General features: G+C 66.3%; 19 protein-coding genes and 1 riboswitch. Of the genes, 10 read left to right on the top strand and 9 right to left on the bottom strand.

Annotation, left to right across the window (positions count from 1 at the left end):
- The first annotated feature begins 89 nt into the window (after positions 1–89).
- Positions 90–992 carry a LysR family transcriptional regulator gene (locus NU1_RS13630; protein WP_067521183.1) on the top strand — a complete coding sequence of 301 codons (903 nt, stop codon included), beginning with the start codon at positions 90–92 and terminating at the stop codon, positions 990–992.
- A gap of 28 nt (positions 993–1,020) precedes the next feature.
- Here the strand turns inward: NU1_RS13630 and NU1_RS13625 are convergent, their stop codons facing one another.
- Positions 1,021–1,473, bottom strand: coding sequence for an SRPBCC family protein (locus NU1_RS13625; RefSeq protein WP_067521180.1), 453 nt, complete (start codon positions 1,471–1,473; stop codon positions 1,021–1,023).
- A gap of 70 nt (positions 1,474–1,543) precedes the next feature.
- Complete coding sequence (locus NU1_RS13620; protein WP_067521177.1) at positions 1,544–3,202, bottom strand: bifunctional 3'-5' exonuclease/DNA polymerase; 1,659 nt, start codon at positions 3,200–3,202, stop codon at positions 1,544–1,546.
- Positions 3,203–3,316: 114 nt separating this feature from the next.
- Between NU1_RS13620 and NU1_RS13615 the strand changes: the two genes are divergently transcribed.
- Positions 3,317–4,321, top strand: a complete 1,005-nt coding sequence (locus NU1_RS13615) for a PHP domain-containing protein (RefSeq protein ID WP_067521174.1) — start codon at positions 3,317–3,319, stop codon at positions 4,319–4,321.
- On the opposite strand, the gene NU1_RS40285 is transcribed toward NU1_RS13615, so the two are convergent.
- Entirely contained in the window at positions 4,318–4,596 is a 279-nt protein-coding gene (locus tag NU1_RS40285) for a YhjD/YihY/BrkB family envelope integrity protein (protein ID WP_245720108.1), read from the bottom strand. The two genes, NU1_RS13615 and NU1_RS40285, sit on opposite strands and share 4 nt — an antisense overlap.
- 113 nt (positions 4,597–4,709) lie before the next feature.
- Between NU1_RS40285 and NU1_RS13605 the strand changes: the two genes are divergently transcribed.
- The gene (locus NU1_RS13605; protein WP_084521259.1) at positions 4,710–5,318 is read left to right on the top strand and encodes a TetR/AcrR family transcriptional regulator; all 609 of its coding nucleotides are present in this window, start codon (positions 4,710–4,712) and stop codon (positions 5,316–5,318) included.
- A 2-nt stretch (positions 5,319–5,320) separates the two neighbouring features.
- Entirely contained in the window at positions 5,321–5,905 is a 585-nt protein-coding gene (locus NU1_RS13600) for a GNAT family N-acetyltransferase (protein WP_212761554.1), read from the top strand.
- A gap of 65 nt (positions 5,906–5,970) precedes the next feature.
- Here the strand turns inward: NU1_RS13600 and NU1_RS13595 are convergent, their stop codons facing one another.
- From NU1_RS13595 to NU1_RS13575, 5 genes are read right to left on the bottom strand one after another with little or no spacing between them, the layout of a single operon-like run.
- Complete coding sequence (locus NU1_RS13595; RefSeq protein WP_084521258.1) at positions 5,971–6,603, bottom strand: (2Fe-2S) ferredoxin domain-containing protein; 633 nt, start codon at positions 6,601–6,603, stop codon at positions 5,971–5,973.
- Positions 6,600–7,388 carry an ABC transporter ATP-binding protein gene (locus NU1_RS13590; protein ID WP_067521166.1) on the bottom strand — a complete coding sequence of 263 codons (789 nt, stop codon included), beginning with the start codon at positions 7,386–7,388 and terminating at the stop codon, positions 6,600–6,602. Before NU1_RS13590 ends, NU1_RS13595 begins: the two co-directional genes overlap by 4 nt.
- On the bottom strand, positions 7,385–8,452 hold the full coding sequence (locus tag NU1_RS13585) for a FecCD family ABC transporter permease (protein ID WP_084521257.1): 1,068 nt from the start codon (positions 8,450–8,452) through the stop codon (positions 7,385–7,387). The genes NU1_RS13590 and NU1_RS13585 overlap by 4 nt, the downstream gene beginning before the upstream one ends.
- On the bottom strand, positions 8,449–9,447 hold the full coding sequence (locus NU1_RS13580; protein ID WP_218027831.1) for a FecCD family ABC transporter permease: 999 nt from the start codon (positions 9,445–9,447) through the stop codon (positions 8,449–8,451). The genes NU1_RS13585 and NU1_RS13580 overlap by 4 nt, the downstream gene beginning before the upstream one ends.
- The gene (locus NU1_RS13575; RefSeq protein ID WP_067521163.1) at positions 9,444–10,481 is read right to left on the bottom strand and encodes an ABC transporter substrate-binding protein; all 1,038 of its coding nucleotides are present in this window, start codon (positions 10,479–10,481) and stop codon (positions 9,444–9,446) included. The genes NU1_RS13580 and NU1_RS13575 overlap by 4 nt, the downstream gene beginning before the upstream one ends.
- A gap of 30 nt (positions 10,482–10,511) precedes the next feature.
- Positions 10,512–10,704, bottom strand: a riboswitch (cobalamin riboswitch).
- Between the two features lie 104 nt (positions 10,705–10,808).
- Between NU1_RS13575 and NU1_RS13570 the strand changes: the two genes are divergently transcribed.
- The 6 genes from NU1_RS13570 to NU1_RS13545 all read left to right on the top strand — a co-directional run bounded on the left by NU1_RS13570 (position 10,809) and on the right by NU1_RS13545 (position 16,232).
- Entirely contained in the window at positions 10,809–11,462 is a 654-nt protein-coding gene (locus NU1_RS13570; RefSeq protein WP_245720107.1) for a Uma2 family endonuclease, read from the top strand.
- A gap of 182 nt (positions 11,463–11,644) precedes the next feature.
- Entirely contained in the window at positions 11,645–12,067 is a 423-nt protein-coding gene (locus NU1_RS13565; RefSeq protein ID WP_067521157.1) for a hypothetical protein, read from the top strand.
- A gap of 48 nt (positions 12,068–12,115) precedes the next feature.
- Positions 12,116–13,228 carry an NAD-dependent epimerase/dehydratase family protein gene (locus tag NU1_RS13560; protein ID WP_067521154.1) on the top strand — a complete coding sequence of 371 codons (1,113 nt, stop codon included), beginning with the start codon at positions 12,116–12,118 and terminating at the stop codon, positions 13,226–13,228.
- A 165-nt stretch (positions 13,229–13,393) separates the two neighbouring features.
- On the top strand, positions 13,394–14,209 hold the full coding sequence (locus tag NU1_RS13555; RefSeq protein ID WP_067521151.1) for a DUF4389 domain-containing protein: 816 nt from the start codon (positions 13,394–13,396) through the stop codon (positions 14,207–14,209).
- Between the two features lie 935 nt (positions 14,210–15,144).
- Positions 15,145–16,047, top strand: a complete 903-nt coding sequence (locus NU1_RS13550; RefSeq protein WP_157552200.1) for a DUF5753 domain-containing protein — start codon at positions 15,145–15,147, stop codon at positions 16,045–16,047.
- Positions 16,044–16,232: a DUF397 domain-containing protein gene (locus tag NU1_RS13545; RefSeq protein ID WP_067521146.1), complete on the top strand. Its 189-nt coding sequence runs from the start codon at positions 16,044–16,046 to the stop codon at positions 16,230–16,232. Before NU1_RS13550 ends, NU1_RS13545 begins: the two co-directional genes overlap by 4 nt.
- Positions 16,233–16,411: 179 nt before the next feature.
- Here NU1_RS13545 and NU1_RS13540 read toward each other — a convergent pair whose 3' ends face one another.
- Complete coding sequence (locus NU1_RS13540) at positions 16,412–17,197, bottom strand: hypothetical protein (protein WP_067521144.1); 786 nt, start codon at positions 17,195–17,197, stop codon at positions 16,412–16,414.
- Between the last annotated feature and the right edge of the window lie 16 nt (positions 17,198–17,213).

The raw sequence follows: 17,213 nt of genomic DNA, 5'->3' as shown, positions 1-17,213 counted from the left end.
CGCAGGTTAGGGCTTGATGTGCGGTCGAGGGAAAGACCGATACGGGATAGACTCAGAACGGATCGTTATCAATCGAGGGGGGAGGGCACGTGGCGCCGGATACGGTGAGCCTGCAGTACTTTCTGGTGCTGGCGCAGGAGTTGAACTTCACCCGCGCGGCCGCACGGATCGGTATCGCACAGCCCGCACTCAGCGCCCGGATGCGCCGATTGGAGGCGGAACTCGGTACGGCCCTGCTGGTCCGCAACACGCGTAGTGTCGTATTGACCACGGCCGGTGCGGCTTTGGCGGAGTCCGCGCCGCCCGCGCTGGCGGCGCTGGACCGGGCATGGGACACCGCCCGGAGCGCGGCGGCCGGTGAACTGGGCACGCTGCGCATCGGATACAGCCTCAGCACGGGGGCCGAGACGGTACCGGCCCTGGTGGACAGGCTGATTCGCAGCAGCCCGGGACTCGAGGTCAGCGCGGTCCCGATGGCGACACCGGAGATCTCCCCCGCGGTCGCCGACGGCCGCATCGATGCCGGGATCACCCGCGGTGAACAGCCGGGCCGTGGCGTGCGCCGGTACCTGCTGCGGCGTGCGCGCGTCGGAGTCCAGCTGGCGCAGCATCATCCGCTGGCCGAACACCCGGAGATCGAGATCGCCGACGCGTCCGCGTATCCGCTGCGACTCCCCGGCCGTGCGGCCAACCCCGTGATCCACGATCAGCTGTCCGCACTGTTCCGCGACACCCGGCCAACCCCCCGATTCCACACGCCCACAGTTTCTTTCGACATGTCTCAGCGCGACCTACGCGACGGGCTCACCCTTGCCCCGGCCAGTGAAGCCGCGGCCACAACACTATCGGCCGGTCTCACCTGGCGACCGCTGCGGGGCGCGCGCAGCCTGACGCTCCACCTGGTCCTCCCACGCGAGCAGTCGCCACTACACCGCCGCATCCGTGCCGTCGCCAAAACCCTGGCGCACGAGCTGCACTGGCTGTCGGACTGACACGCACGGCTCGAAACCGATCCGACTCTCACGCAACCGGGCGCTCCAGTACGTCGCCCAGCTTCGACAGAACCTGACGCCATCCACGTTCCAGGTTGTTCCGCTGCATCCGCTGACGCTTGTCCTCGATGTCGAAACCACTGGCGGTAAGCAACACTCGGGTCCCGTGCCCCTGCGGCTGCAACTCCCAGGTCACTATCCAACGAGCCGGCTGTGGGCCGCGCATATCCATCCAACTCCATGTCATCGCTTCCCCTTCCGTCGCGGCGAGAACCTCGCAGGCAACCTCGGCCGGGGGATTCGACGGCACGGTAAACAAGAAATGCGTCCCTACCTGCGCGCCGTCGAAACCGATCGACGGCAGCAGCCACTGCTCGACCACGGCCGAGTCCGTGAGCGCCCGCCAAACAGCCTCGGGCGGTTGCGGATAGAATCTGCCGAGCTCGACTTGCGATGGATCAAGTTCGTTTTCGATACCCACTGGGTGATCTCCTGAGCAAGTCGGCAGTCAAATCGGAACCAGGGTACTCACTTTGGACTCTGCCCCGTACTCACTTGGCATCCCCATAGCACTCCACCACCGCCGTGGTAAACGGAAACCGCACCGGTGTCGGGCCGAAGGCGATTCGGCCCGCGCTCTCCGCCGCAGTGGCGATTGCTTCGGCGACCACTGTCGCTTCCTCCGCGGGGCAGTGCACGATTACCTCGTCGTGTTGGAAGAAGACGAGTTCGGCGCGTAATCCCGCGCTGGCAAGGGCGTGGCGCAGGCCCGCCAGTACCAGGAGGGTCCAGTCGGCGGCACTGCCCTGGACGACGAAGTTGCGGGTGAAGCGGCCGCGGGCGCGGGCGGCGGGGGTGCTGCCATAGCGACCGGAGGGCTCCTCCTGGTGGCCTTCCTGGTCGGATGATGTTGCGGGGGTGCATGTTCGGCCGAACCAGGTGCGGACCAGGCGGCCTTCCTCACCGGCGCGGGCCGCGTCGTCGACGTAGGCCACCGCAGCGGGGTAGCGGCGGCGCAGTTCGGCCATGTGAGTGAGGGCGTCGCCGGAGGTTTGGCCGTAGATCGCGCCCAGGAGAGCGATTTTGGCCTGGGCGCGGTCGCCGCCGAAGGCGCGGGCCGCCAGGTCGGCGTACAGGTCTTCGCCTCGACCGGCCACCTCCATCAGCCCTGGGTCGCGGGAGATGGCGGCGAGTACGCGCGGCTCCATCTGGTCGGCGTCGGCGACCACCAGTCGCCACCCCGGGTCCGCGCGAATCGCTTGCCTGACCACTTTCGGGATCTGTAGCGCCCCACCACCATTGGTGGTCCAGCGCCCGGTGACCGTGCCGCCGGGCTGATATTCGGGGCGAAAGCGGCCGTCGTGCACCCACTGTTCGAGCCAGGACCAGCCGTGGGCGGTGTAGAGGCGGTAGAGCGATTTGTAGGCCAGCAGTGGCGCGACCGCGGGATGGTCGATCTCCTGGAGTTCCCATTTCCTGGTGGAGGACAGCGAGATTCCGACGCGGCCGAAGGCCCTGATGATGTCCTGGGGCAGGTCGGGTCGGACCCGCGCCCCGAAGGCCCGCGACACTTCCTCGGCCAACTCCGCCATCCGTCGCGGTTCCCCACCCGAAATACGTTCCCCCAGCATGGTTTCGAGCAATAACCAGTGAACGTCCGCACGCCAGGGAATCCCGGCCCGCGACATCTCCGTCGCCACCAGCATGCCCGCCGATTCAGCGGCGAGCAGCAGCCGCATACGCTCCGGATACTCGGTCTGGGCCGTGCGAGCCACCTGCCCCGCGTACACCTCCAACAGCGCGGTGAACTCATCGGTGCCCGGCGGCAGCGGCACCGGCCCCGACTCGAACAGCGACGGCTGCGTCTCGGCGGCCCGGGCGGGCGCGTCCGGCGGGACGGGTAGGTGGTGCACGCGCGCCCAGGCGGCGGCCAGCGACCGGGCCTGCCCGGACTGCCCCTCCTCGTGCCCGATCAGCAGTGACTCCGCGACCTCCACGTCGTAACAACGTTCCACCCGCACACCGGCCGCCAGCAGCTGCCGATAGAGCTCGGCGGTCGACCGCCACACCCATCGCTCGACCTCGGGACGGGAGCGCACCGCCTCGACGAACGAGGATTCGCGCACCACCGGCCCCGCAGGACGACCGTCCTGACCCAACCGACACAGCAGCGCACCCCCTTCGTCTTTTTTCGCTACCGCCCATCTCATATCCGGGAGTCTTGCAGCGAACACCGACACAACATCCGAGGCCCGCCACTGCGGCGGGTTGCGGCTGCCGCGCCCGGGGGCGCTCGATGGCAAGTTCGCGGGCACACTGGAGGTATGGACCCTGTGGTCGCCCTACGCCAGATCGCGTTCTACAAGGACCGCGCCCGCGAGGAATCCCGACGGGTGATGGCCTACCGCAACGCCGCCGATATCGTCGAACGGCTCGACGACGCACAGCGCGAGCAACTGGGGCGGTCGAACGGCTGGCAGTCGCTGCCCGGTATCGGCCCCAAAACGGCCGCCGTCATCGCGCAGGCGTGGGCGGGCCGCGAGCCCGACGCCCTGGTGAAATTGCGTGCCGCCGCCAAGGACCTGGGCGGCGGCGAGTTGCGCGCGGCACTCCAGGGCGACCTGCACCTGCACTCGAACTGGTCGGACGGCTCGGCCCCCATCGCGGAAATGATTGCCGCCGCACAGTTATTGGGCCACGAGTACTGCGCGCTCACCGACCACTCCCCCCGCCTGACAGTCGCCAACGGCCTCTCGGCGGACCGGCTGCGTCAGCAGCTCGATGTCATCGACGAACTCCGCGAGCAGTTCGCGCCGATGCGCATCCTCACTGGAATCGAGGTCGACATCCTCGACGACGGCTCACTCGACCAGGAGCCCGAACTGCTCGACCGCCTCGACATCGTGGTGGCCAGCGTGCACTCCAAACTGAAGATGGAATCCGCCGCGATGACCAGACGGATGGTGCGCGCGGTATCGAGCGGTCAGGCCGACATACTCGGGCACTGCACCGGCCGACTCGTCGAGGGCAACCGGGGTATTCGGCCGGAGTCGACGTTCGATGCCGAGCAGGTGTTCACCGCCTGTCGCGAGCACGGCACCGCCGTCGAGATCAATTCCAGGCCGGAACGCCGCGATCCCCCGACCCGACTTTTGCGGCTGGCAGTCGAGATCGGCTGCGACTTCGCCATCGACACCGATGCGCACGCGCCCGGCCAACTCGATTTCCTCGGTTACGGCGCGCAGCGCGCACTGGACAATCACGTGCCCGCCGAGCGGGTCATCAACACCTGGCCGGTCGACAAGCTGCTGGCGTGGGCGGGTTCCTAGGAGTCGCGCCGAATCGACCGCGCTCTCTCGACCGCATCCTTATCGATGTCGTCGAGCTTGCGGGTATCACGCGGTTCCACATCCTCGGGCAGCCCCGCCGCCATGGCTCTGCCGTGGTCGAGTTCGGCATTGACCTCCGCACCGAGCAGTACCGCGATATTGCTCAGCCACAACCATTCGAGGAAGATCACGACGCCCGCGAGCGACCCGTACACCTCGCCGTAGGAGGCGAAGTTGGCGACATACCTTGCTCGATCACCCGTGCACAACAGCAATTTCGCACTGATCGGGATGCGCCCCGGCGCGCCGGGGCACAAACACCCGCATGTGGGTGTTCCACACCCCCTGATAGAATGAACATTAGTTCATTACATAGATTGGAGAATGCGTGGCACGCACCGCCGAGCAGAACGCCGCCATGGCAGCGGCCACACGGAGCGCGGTGCAGACCGCGGCCGTGCGCGTCTTCGCCCGCCGCGGGTATGCCGCATCGACCATCCGAGACATCGCGGTCGAGGCCGACGTCAGCGTCGGCACGATCTACCGTCACTATCCGACCAAGGACGCCCTGTACGCCGATCTGCTCGATCAGGCGGCGACCGGCCTCGTCGCCCTGGCCGAGAAACTGTCCGCCCCGGGCTCTCCGATCGAGGTGCTCCGGGGATTCACCGCGCACTATCTGTCCGATCTCACCGCCGACGATGGCGCCGCCGAGTTCGTGGTCGTCATCAATCAGGGTGTGACCGCCGGTATTTCGGCCGGAGCGACCGCCCCCGTCCTCGATGCCCACCGCACGATGTGGCGCGCCTTCGAGGAGGTGATCCGACGCGGCCAAGCGATCGGCGAATTCGGTGACGGTGATCCGACGCAACTCACCACCTGCTACTTCGCGATGCTCAGCGGCCTCACCTCGATCCGGGTCGGTCTCGGTACCGAGTTCACCGCCCCGGACGTCGATGTCGTACTCGGACTGCTCACACAGGGACGGACACAATGATCATGATCAAACGTGGTGACCAGCTGGGCGAGAGCTATCGCAGGCAGATCACCGGGGTGCTGGTCCGTGGCTTCGCCGAGGACTTCGCCTTCTTCTCCACCGACCCGGAGCAGCTGACCGCCGCGTTCGAGCACATGCTGCTCATGCAACGGTTCGTCGTGGCACTGGTCGACGGCGAGCCCGCGGCCATCGCATCGGTCACCTCCGGCGATCAGGAATGCTTCGCACCCCGGCTCTCGGAGTTCCGGCGCCATCCCGGATTCCGGCACGGAACGATCAGCTACCTGGTGGTGCGCTCACAGTTCCTCGGCGCGCCCGACGAGGCACGGGACGGACTGGCCGAGATCGCCTTTGTCGCAACCGCACCCGCATACCAGGGGCGCGGGGTGGGAACGGCGCTGATGGAACACCTTGTCGCGCTTCCCGGCTACGACGAGTTCGTCCTGCGCGATATCAAGGACACCAACGCACCCGCACTGGGTCTCTACCGCAAGTTCGGTTTCACCGAATACCGACGGCGTCCCGTCCGCTTCGCCCGTCGCGCCGGTTTCAACCACTACCTGTCGCTGCGACTCGGAAAAGTGTAGAGCCGCACCGGCATCGGACCGTTGCGCACTGACCGGGGGGTGCACGGACACCGCGAGCCAGGGTGTCACCGGTCCGGCAGCTCACACCCCTCGCCGCCGATCGCGGGTTCGACCGCGCCCGAGTGCCATTGGCCGTCGGGATAGGTGATGTAGAGCGGCCCCAGGTTGCAGGGATTGAGGCAGCCGGTGGGGGTGATCAGGGCGTCAGGGTGGTCGCGGCGCAGGGTGCGGTGTAGTTCGCCCGCCCCGTAGACGGTGCAGCGGGGGCCACGGCAGACCAGGATGTGTTCGCTGTGTTCGGGGATCTGCGACCAGGCGGGGCTGCGGAAAGCGCGCGGGCTGGCGGTGACGGCGGAGCCCGCGTCACCCATTCTGGAACGCACCACATCGACGAATCCGGTTGCGGTGTCGATACTTTCGGTGATGCGCACGTCGAGTTCGCGGGCGCGGGTCTCCTTCCAGTTCGCCACCGCCCGGGCTATCCAGGTTTCCAGATATCGGTCGCGCGGCACCGCCAGGGGAATCAGGGTGACCGGCTGGTCGAGTAGTGCGGCATCGTCGAGGGCGGTGTGGATGGTCGGCTCCCCCTGGTCGAGCAGCGCGTAACCGATCGCACAGGCCCGCGCCAGACCTTCGACAGCGGCGAGATCGACACCGGACGGGGTGGGGCGGGCGACGAGGACGAAACGGCGCGTCACGAGGCACGCACCGTTCGTCCGGCCGGAATCACCAGCGGTGTACCGGTATTCGGGTCGTCGATCACCGTGCAGTCCAGGTCGAAGACCTCGGATACCAGATCGGGGCACACGATCTGGCCGGGTGAGCCCTGCGCGACCACCCGGCCGTCCTTCATGGCGATGAGATGATCGGCGTAACGGGCGGCCAGATTCAGATCGTGCAGCACCGCGATAATGGTGCGCGGCAGCAGATTCCGCAGCACATCGAGCACATCGAGCTGGTGCGCCAGGTCGAGGAAGGTGGTCGGCTCGTCGAGCAGCATCACCTCCGGATCCTGCGCGATCGCGAGCGCGATCCAGACCCGTTGCTGCTGCCCGCCGGAGAGCTGGTCCACCGTGCGGTCGATGAGTTCGAGGGTATCGGTGGCCGCCAATGCTTTTCGGACCGCGACCTCGTCGCCCTCGGACCACTGGCGGAACCAGCGCTGATGGGGATGGCGGCCGCGGCCGACGAGTTCACCGACGGTGATCCCGTCCGGCGCCACCGGCTGCTGCGGCAGCATGCCGAGCCGACGGGCGAGCGCGCGCGCCGGTTGGTGCGCGATATCGGTGCCGTCGAGCAGTACCGCGCCCGCCGTCGGCGGTATCAGCCGCGCGAGACCGCGCAGCAGTGTCGATTTTCCACAGCCATTGCGGCCGACGATGACGGTGATCTGCCCGGCGGGGAAATCGACGGTGGCGTCGGTGACGATCGCGGTGTCGCCGTAGGCGAGACCGAGTCCGGTGGTGGTGAGATGTGTTGTCATCCAGCGTGTCCGATTCGGGTTGCGCGGGCGAGGAGATAGACGAGTACGGGTGCGCCGAGGATCGCGGTCACGACCCCGACCGGCAGTTCGGCCGGGAACAGCCGCCGTGCGGCCAGGTCGGACACCACCACCAGCAGTGCGCCCGCGGCGGCAGCCGGTGCGAGTCCGGCACCGCGTTCGGCGAGCAGTCGCCGCACGATCTGCGGTGCCACCAGGGCGACGAATGCGATGGGCCCGGCGGCGGCGGTGGCCAGGGCCGCCGCGGCGGCCGCGAGCACGACCAGTGTGGTGCGATGCGGACCGCGCTGCCCGGCAAGGGAATTCGCGAGCTCGTCGCCCAGTTCGAGTAGCGGCAGTGCGCGGGCGAACACGATCAGCGGCGGTACGACCACGCCCAGTGCCGCGGCACCGAACCAGACGTGCATCCAGTCGCGGTTGGCGAGACTGCCGGTGAGCCACATGGCGGCCGTATGCGCCTGGTAGGTATCGGTCCGGGTCAGGATGAACGCGATCGCCGATGACAGCATGGCCGTGACGCCGATGCCGACCAGGACGAGACGGTAGCCGTCGAGACCGTCCTTGGTCGCGACCGCGACAATCAGCGCCATGGCCACGAACGCCCCGGCCAGCGCACCGGCGACCACTCCCAGACCGGAGCCGCCGAGCAGCACGCTCACCGTCAGCGCACCGAGCGAAGCGCCGGTATTGATGCCGATAATCTCGGGGCTGACCAGCGGATTCGTCGCGATCCGCTGCAGTATCGCCCCGGATAGGGCGAAGGCCGCGCCGGCGCACAGCCCGGTGAGTACGCGCGGTAGCCGATCGTCGACGACGACGCCGTATTCGATGAGCGTGCCGCCACCGCCGAGCACCCGCAGTACGTCGCCGACCGTGAGCGGATAGTGGCCGATGGTGAGCGACCATGCCGCGACCGCCAGCGCAACCGCCGTGAGCGCCAGGGTGAGGAGCGCCGACCGCCGCTGGACACGAATGACAACGCGCCGTCCGGGCGACCGCAAAAGTACTGTGCCGCTGGGCAGCACGCTACGTTCGATGCGCGTCACAGTGTCGCCACCTTCCGATTGCGCACGAGGTAGAGGAAGAACGGCGATCCGGCGAAGGCGGTGATAATGCCGACCTGGATCTCCTGCGGCTGGGCGACCACCCGTCCGAGAATGTCGGCGAGCAACAGCAGGGTCGGGCCGAGCACGGCGCACCACAGCAGAACCCATCGGTAGTCGTGTCCGGCGAATGCTCTGGCGATATGCGGGATGACCAGGCCGATAAAGGCGATCGGCCCGGCGATCGCCACCGCCGATCCCGCCAGCAGCACGACGCTCAACGCACCACCGGCGCGGACCGCGATGAGCCGGGTGCCGAGTGTCCGCGCCAGATCGTCACCGATGGCAATGGCGTTCAGCGACCGCGACACCACGAGCGTCAGCACTCCCCCGACCACGATGAACGGCGCTATCCCCCAGAGAGATTCGACATTCGCGCGGGTCAGCGACCCGACCACCCAGAATCGGAAATTATCGAAGGTGGTCCGATCCAGCAGGGTGATCGCGGTGGTGATCGAACCGCACAGCGCGGTGAACGCCGCACCGGCGAGGGCCAGTTTCACCGGTGTCGCGCCGCCGAATCCCAAAGATCCCAGCACGTAGACGAATCCGGCGGCGACGGCCGCACCGAGAAAGGCGAACCAGATGAATCCGGTCGGCGAGGTCAGGCCCAGGCCGCCCATGGCGACCACAATCGCCAGTGAGGCACCGGAATTGATCCCGAGCAGTCCGGGTCCGGCGAGGGGATTGCGGGTCAGCCCCTGCATCACCGCTCCGGCCAGCGCGAGCGCGAGACCCGCAAGCAGACCGGCGACGGTTCTCGGCAGCCTGATGTAGCGCACGATCCGGTCGGTATCGGTACCTCGGAAGTCGGTGAACGCCGCGACCGCCTGGTCGAGGGTGAGTGGATGTGAGCCGATCAGGATGGACGCCACGCAGGCAGCGACGAGCGCGGCACCGGCCAGGATCAGGCCGGTACCGCGAGCGGTGCGATTCACCGCGCGAACAGATCGGGATGGATCAGTTGGGCGACCAGTTCGGTCGCGTGCGCGATCCGGACCCCGGCGGCCCGATCGGCGAAGAGGAACGGGTGTACCGCGCCGGTGCGGACCGCGACCAGATTGGCGAAGGCCGGGTTGCCGACGATCCGGTCGACCTGCGGCTGACCGTCGGCGCGGGTGTAGGTCGCCCGACAGCACAGGCTGGTCAGAATAATGTCGGGGTCGCGTGCGATGAGCTCTTCGGCGCCGATCACAACATTGCGGCGCTCGGTGAGATCGGCGAAGGCGTTGATACCGCCCGCGGCGTCGATGATCTGGGTGACGAAGTCGATTCCGCCCGCGACGGTGTAGGAGCCATCGTCCTTGGGCGTGACGACCGCGACCCGGGGCCGGGCCGCGCTACCCACCGTCGCGCGTACGGCCTCGATCCGCGAATTCAGTTGGGTGACCACCTCTTCGGCGCGATCGGCCACACCCCAGAGCGCGCCGAGATCGCGCAGGTCCGCGTACACATTGTCGAATCGCACGGTCGCCGGGTCGATGGCTTCGTCCGCGAGTCCGTCCGCGCTCGGGCACAGCGGGCTCACCACCCAGGTCCGCACCCCCAGCTCGTGCAGGCTGGCGCGGGTACCCACGCTGTTCTGCGACGATTTGGCGAACACCCCGTTGAATCCGGACAGCACGAAGTCGGGCTGGTGGGTGAGCAGTTCGTCGCGGCTCGGCAGCTTCTCGACGTAGGGCGACTTCGCTTGCGCGGCCTGATACTCGGGCAGGACCGCGGAATCCAGGAACGCCGTCCCGACGAGCCGATCGGTGACGCCGAGCGCGTGCGCGATCTCGATCGAGGGCTGATATGCCGCGTAGATCCGCTGCGGCGGTCCGCCGACGGCGATGTCGATTCCGCAGTTGGCGCGGGTCACGGCGTTCGCGCCGGTGGCTTCCGGGCCGGGTTGCGCACCACAACCGGTCAGAGCGATCGCACACGCGATCAGCGCGCCGGTGCGTAGGCGCGCGAAAACAGAGGGGGTCAAGGTAACCGGCCTTCCAGGTCCTCGTGGAATGGATACTGCGTAGCCGTGGCCGGTCTCCTGGCTGACGGGATACTGCGCGGCAGATCTACCTTCCCGGAGCACGGGTGCTCCAGTGGCTCCGGACGATTGCTCGTCCGGTTCGATCTGCCACTCCCGATCACAGTGGCGAGGGCCGCACCGGTTCCACACCGGTTTCCCGAACACCACGGCCCGGGGACTGTATCAAGATCACATCCGGGGGCGGTCGGCCTACCTCATCGTTCGGAATTCGGCGGCGGTCAGCCCGGCTCTAGCTGTGGCTGCACTGCGTCCCACTAGGATGGCGGTGTGTCTGTTCCGTATGTCGAACGACCTGAACTCCCCGAATTCATGTCCTGGGAGGATTTGGCGCGGCTGCCCGAGGAGGTGGCCGCGCAGATCGAACTGTGGGACGGACGCGTGGTGTGGGTCCGGCGGGGTCCTGCCGAACATCAGGCATTCATGTTCAATGTGACAGCCGCTTTGAAACGCTGCGCACGACAAGCCACGACGGACCGACCAGAGCACTACTGGCGTGCCGATCTGGAGACGAACGTCTTCTTCGGGCACACCGGCAAGTCCGACTTCGCAACTCCCGACTTTCTGGTCTACCGCTGTCTGAAGACTCCGTATCAAGATGTTCGTGCCGACGATGTCGTCCTGGTGGGTGAGGTGCTGTCGCCGTCGAATACTCACACTGACGTCGAGGCCAAGAAAGCCCGCTACTCGAGCGGCGGCATTCCCTGGTACTGGGAGATCACACTGGCTCGTGAAGCGAGCGCCATCGACACCGTTCGCGCGTACGCGCTCGAGACCGAGCCCGGCCGACTGCCCGCAGGCGTCCATCCGCTGCGTCCGGCCAACTACCTCCTCGTAGGTGAATGGACTGCCGACGATCGCGGCGGCATCGAGATCGGCTTCCCGTTCCCGATCGACATCTCATGGTCCGAGCTGGAGTTCTGAATTCGCGGGCTGGAGGCCCGTGTTTTTCGACTGCCTGAGCGGGTACGCGCCGCACATGATCAAAACTCGAACATCGTACGTGCGACCGGACGACGCGCCGCCGAGGCGAGTTCAGTCGTGGACCCGCGCGCGTTTGGCGGTCGTCACCTAGGGAAGTCGCAGGGAAGGTGAAGGAGGACACGATGAGTGAACCGAACAACACCTACGATCCCCCGCAGGACACCGGCGAACCGGATTCGGTGGAAACCGATCCGGGTGCCCTCAGCAGCGCCGAAGACCTCGACGAGGATCGATTGCGGCAGGATCCGCACGAACGTGGCATGGATCCGCCCGAACACTGGTCGGGCGCGACCAAGTACGGCATGACGCCGTGGGAGCAAGCCCATCCGCAGCCGTTGGCGGAGCGACTCGACGAGGAGCAACCCGACTTCACCGTCGATATCCCGCCCCGCGACCCGGATGCGGTCGAACCCGACAGTCTGGGCGTTCGACACGGCGCTGCGGATCTCGGCACCGAGAGCTACGAGGAAGAACTCGGGATCGCCGCCGATATCGCGGGAGGTTCTGTGCCCCAGGAGATTCGCGAACCGTCTCCACCGGAATGACATCTGGTCGCGGAGCCGAGTTCCGCGACTGTCGTGAGGAGTTGCACCATGCGCGTGGTCGTAGTGGGCGCCACCGGAAACGTCGGAACCGCCGTGGTCGACGCACTGGCAGCGGATCCGGCGGTGACCTCGATTGTCGGCCTGGCGCGCCGAATGCCGTCGAGGCGGATGGAGAAGACGGAGTGGATCGGCGCCGATATCCGCGTCGCAGATCTGGAGACCCTCTTCCGCGGCGCCGCGGCGGTCGTGCATCTGGCCTGGCAGATCCAGCCGATGCGGCAGCCGCTGGAAACCTGGCGAACGAACGTGATCGGCAGCTCCCGGGTACTCGACGCGGTTGCCGCCGCGGAGGTTCCGGCATTGATCTACGCGTCGTCGGTCGGCGCGTATTCGCCCCGCCGCGAGGACCATCCGGTCACCGAAGCGTGGCCGACGAATGGCTGGCCGACCGCGGGCTACACGCGCGAGAAGGCCTATGTCGAGCGAATGCTGGACAATTTCACGCGGACACATCCGACCTGCCGGGTGGTGCGGCTGCGTCCGGGGTTCATCTTCCAGCGCGGCGCGGCCAGTGCGCAGCGACGCCTGTTCGCCGGTCCGCTCTTGCCGAATCGGCTGATCCGTCCAGGTTTGCTCCCGTTCGTGCCCGAACTGCCGGAGCTGCTGTTCCAGGCGGTCCACGCCGAGGATGTCGCCGAGGCGTACCGGCTCGCGGTCACCGGGGATGCGAGCGGGCCGTTCAATATCGCGGCGGATCCGGTCATCGATTCGCGACTGTTGAGTCAGTTACTGGATGCCCGGCCGATTCGAGTGCCGACCCGGCTGCTGCGCGCGACATTGGCCGCGGCATGGCATCTACGCCTGGTACCGGTCGCACCGCAACTCTTCGACGCGTTCCTCCGGCTGCCGGTCATGGACACCGCCCGCGCGCGTACCGAACTCGGCTGGAAGCCGCGCTACAGCTCCATGGACGCGCTGCGCGAGCTGCTGGACGGGATTCACACCTCCGCCGAAATCCATACTCCCCCGCTGGCCCGCAATGCCGGCGGGTTCCTGCGGTTCCGTGAATTCACCTCCGGCGTGGGCGGTTCCGACCCCGTCGATCGCAATGTCGACCGAGTAGCGGCGGCCGAGAATTCGCCACCGGGCACAGCCGTCTGACCACCTCCGCATCCGTGTTTCCGCGGCACGAAGTCGGGCGGTCGACCATGAGATGTGCGAGGACTTTCCGCCGTGACGGCGCGCTCATGGCCCAGCCGGATGGTGCTGGGTTACATTCACCTCATTCGATAATTCCGCGATTCAATCGACCCGGGAGGTCCCGGCATGACTGGACCCGAGAGTTACCCCGCTTCCGGAAGCGAAGTAGTCGCCCAGGAGCCGTCGGTAGAACTGGATGTCTTTCCACCACAGCAACATTCCCGATGGACGGTACTACTGCGACTGATCCTGATCATCCCCCAGGCGATCGTGATCTGGGCGCTGGGAATCGCCGCGGTGGTCGTGGTCATCTGCGGCTGGTTCGGGGCGTTGTTCCTCGGGCGGCTACCCGACTGGTGTAGCGATTTCCTACGCGGCTACACCGCGTACTCCACCCGCGTGTACGCGTACGGCATGCTGCTCGTGGACACCTACCCGCCGTTCGCCTGGAACCCGCAGGACTACCCGGTCCGCGTGCTGTTCCACCCGCCGACACCGTTGAACCGGGTGGCGGTGTTCTTCCGTTTGATCCTGGCCTTCCCGATTCTGGTGCTGGCCAGCTTCTTCACCAGCGGCTGGACCGTGATCGCCATTATCGTGTGGCTCATCGTCCTGATTTCCGGCCGCATGCCCCAGCCGGTCTTCGAAGCCACCGCCGCGGTGCTGCGCATCCAATTGCGCACGAGCGCATACACCTATCTCATCACCCCCACCTACCTGAAGGGCATCTTCGGCGACCGCACACCGGTGGTCCAGCCCGGATTCACCCCCGCGCAGCCCGCCCAATCCCCCACCCGCCCGCTGTGGGTGTCGAGCGGGGGACGCACCCTGCTCATCGTCATCCTCGTTCTCGGCATTCTCGCGAGCATCGGACAGTCCGCCGTCAGCACCACGTCGTACGACGACACCGACACGGTGTCGGTGTCGTATATCGCCGACTGAACGGGTAAGCCCGCAGGTCAGGCCCGGCAATATGCCGGGCCTGACCTTTTTCTATGGAGCTGCTGGACCCGCGATATCGCGCACCTCAGCGCCTGCGGTTCGCCGAGCGCGTCTACGTCGCAGTTCGAGCATGAAGGGCCGCATCTCGCAGCCGCTGCCCTCCCCGCATCGCTGCTCGTCATGGAGTGCGAGCGCGGCGGCGATCTCGCTATCGCTGAATCCCAGACGCGAGACGGGTTTGGTGTGACTGACCCGCGGTGTATCAACGGGCGGAACATACTCGAATGGGCCGCTCATTACTGACTCCTGGGAAGAGGATCGGGAGAATGACGGTCAGCGGCAGGAATGGGCCACAGCCACCCGCTGCCCTTGTGGATCTGCACCAATTGCTTTCGCGCACCGCAGCATTGGGATGTACCGCCATCGCCCGCGATGCAATTGCGATGCCGGTACAGCAGCGCCTTCCCCTCGAAAGAGGTCAGCCGCAACGGTCCAGGAATCACGTAATGCGATATGCGCGAGTACATGTCATCACCCCGCACGATGACGCCCATGGACGCGATGGCAGTTGTCGAGGGGGACGACACGAAATGTGAGCCGAGTCCCGCCCACAACGAGGATCAACTCACTCGCCGCGGGCGGACGTTCTGAACTGTCGCTGGAGATTCCCCACACGGCTCCGGCGACAACGGACAGAACGACGAGCGTGACCAACAACAACTGGATAGCTGCAAACATGGGAATCCCCTTGTTAAGTCTGCCATTTCCGAGACTGATGCGCCGACTTCGGAAATGTCGTCGCGGGCGCTATCCATCAAGTAGACACCCAAATCGTCGACGGCATAACGACCACGGCGGACTGTCTGTGAAATATGATGGATGTCCCACGCGGACACGTCCGCCACGGGCATTCCCCAGATAGCGAGGCTAACGAAATGGTCGGATTGACTGTCTCTCGTTTGGATTTCGGCAACTTCATGCAGGGACTTCGAATGAGCGCGCCCAAGACGTCGATGATTTCGGCAGCGCTACGCATCGACTCCACTCGACAGGTGCTGGATCGGCTGGAAAGAGGCGGTCCCACCAAGCTCGGCAGGCTGCACATCAATGGCCTGCTGGACTACTACGAGGCCACTCCCGAACAACGCTCCGAGGCATTGAGGCTGTGGGAGGAGATCCGCGAGCAGGACAAAGCTGCTAGGGCGCAAGGGAATTCAAAAGGGTTCTGGAAGGCATACAGCGATCAAGTCGCCCCGAACTTCGAGAAGTTCCTCCGGCTGGAAGGTGCGGCCGAGGCAGTGACTGCATTTCAACCGGTGATCGTTCCGGGCCTGCTACAGACGCCCGAATACCGCCGCGCGATCATTCGGATCGACCACCCCGACCTCTCTGCAGTCGACACCGAACGATTGCTCGAGCTGACCGAGCGCCGACAGACAAGATTGAGCGAAACTGGCTTCCGCCTGGAAGCTTTCATATCCGAAGCCGTACTGCGGAACCACCCTTGTGACCCGGAAACGATGCTGGAACAACTTCGGCATCTGACGGAAATTGGAGAGCGCGAGAACGTCAGCATCCGAGTCATCCCGTTCTCGGTGGGTCCACACAAGGGGTTGACGATTCAGGTCTTCACTTTGCTGCGGCTACCGAAGGGCGCGAGTGGCATGGTCTTGCCACCTCTGGTTTACGCCGAGGGCGCCGTCGGATCGGTATTCCACGAGCATGGTGACGAAGTGAGCCAGTACGAGCAGGCGATCGACGGCCTGCGGGCTGTAGCTTTGTCGGAAGAGGACACCAGAGATCTGGTGTTGCGAGCTGCGAAGGAGTACTCGGCGTGAACAAGCCGGTGAAGGGCAAGTGGTATAAGTCAAGTAGATCTGATGCCGGGAAGGACTGCGTCGAGGTGTACCACGCTGACGATGCAGTCGGTGTACGCGACTCGAAGAACCCCGGTGGACCCGAGTTGTTCTTCAGCGGCAAAGCGTGGAACGACTTCCTAACCAGCGGCATCTGGGAGCGTTGAGCCGCAACACAACTGAAGGTGCTTCGTCGACTCGAGCGTGTGATCCGGCCTAATCGTGCATTATTCACTCGAATCGGTCCGAAATCGACGTGAACAGCTGGCGAGTGCACGATTAGGCCCACTCGCACAGTGCCGACCCCGCGAACAACGCGCCTCGCGGCCAGTTGGCCCGTGGCCGATCAGCTCGGGTCCGCAATGAGCTGGAGGTACGCGGTGTCGAGGGGGATATCGACCGCGAACCAGGCGGCGGGCCGATCATCATCGCGGGGGCACCAGGCGACCGCGATGCACAGCCGAGCGACCTCCGCGGCGACCAGACCCGGCAGATGCCACGCGACTCGAGCCGGATCCGTATATCGCACACCGTATTCGGTGGCGGTGTCGTCCCCGTCGGGCGGCAGCACGTCCGCCCAGTCGGCGGGCATCAGGCGGCCGTCCGCGGCCTGCATGGCGAGCAGCTCGGAATCCGGGCCACCGATCGACACCATGAAGTGCTCGTTCTCGACACTCACCGCCGCCAGGCATTCCCCGGGGTCCGCACCACCGAACGCGTCAGCGGGCAAATCGGTCAGTTCCGCCGACACCACCAGCCCGGGCACCCCGTCACCCGCCTGCACCTGCCAGATTCCAGCCCACACCGGCACCGGCGCCCCGCCATCCCACGCCGGAACGTCAATACTTCCGATCAGCAGGTCCACCGTCGCACTCCCCTGCCGCCACCGATGCAGATGCGACCCATTCGGCAAGCGCCACAAGGCATCCGGTGCGGCCGGTAGCGCATCCGATCCGAGTGCGACGCAGAACTGCACAGCACCGAGGGGCGTGTCGATCACGGCTGGGCGACGGTCCGCCTGGACCAGCTGGTCAGTGGGGAGCATGCGCCCATCATGCAGGTTCACCGTCCCGCGAAACCAGTGGGTCACCGGCACACCGGTACCACTCAACCCGATTTGCCCGGTGGTCACGGCAGACCACCGTCGT

The organism is Nocardia uniformis NBRC 13702 (assembly GCF_001613345.1).
Lineage (GTDB): Bacteria > Actinomycetota > Actinomycetes > Mycobacteriales > Mycobacteriaceae > Nocardia > Nocardia uniformis.
The sequence above is the reverse complement of the archived record's forward strand: the minus strand, read 5'-3'. Positions and strand labels throughout refer to the sequence as shown.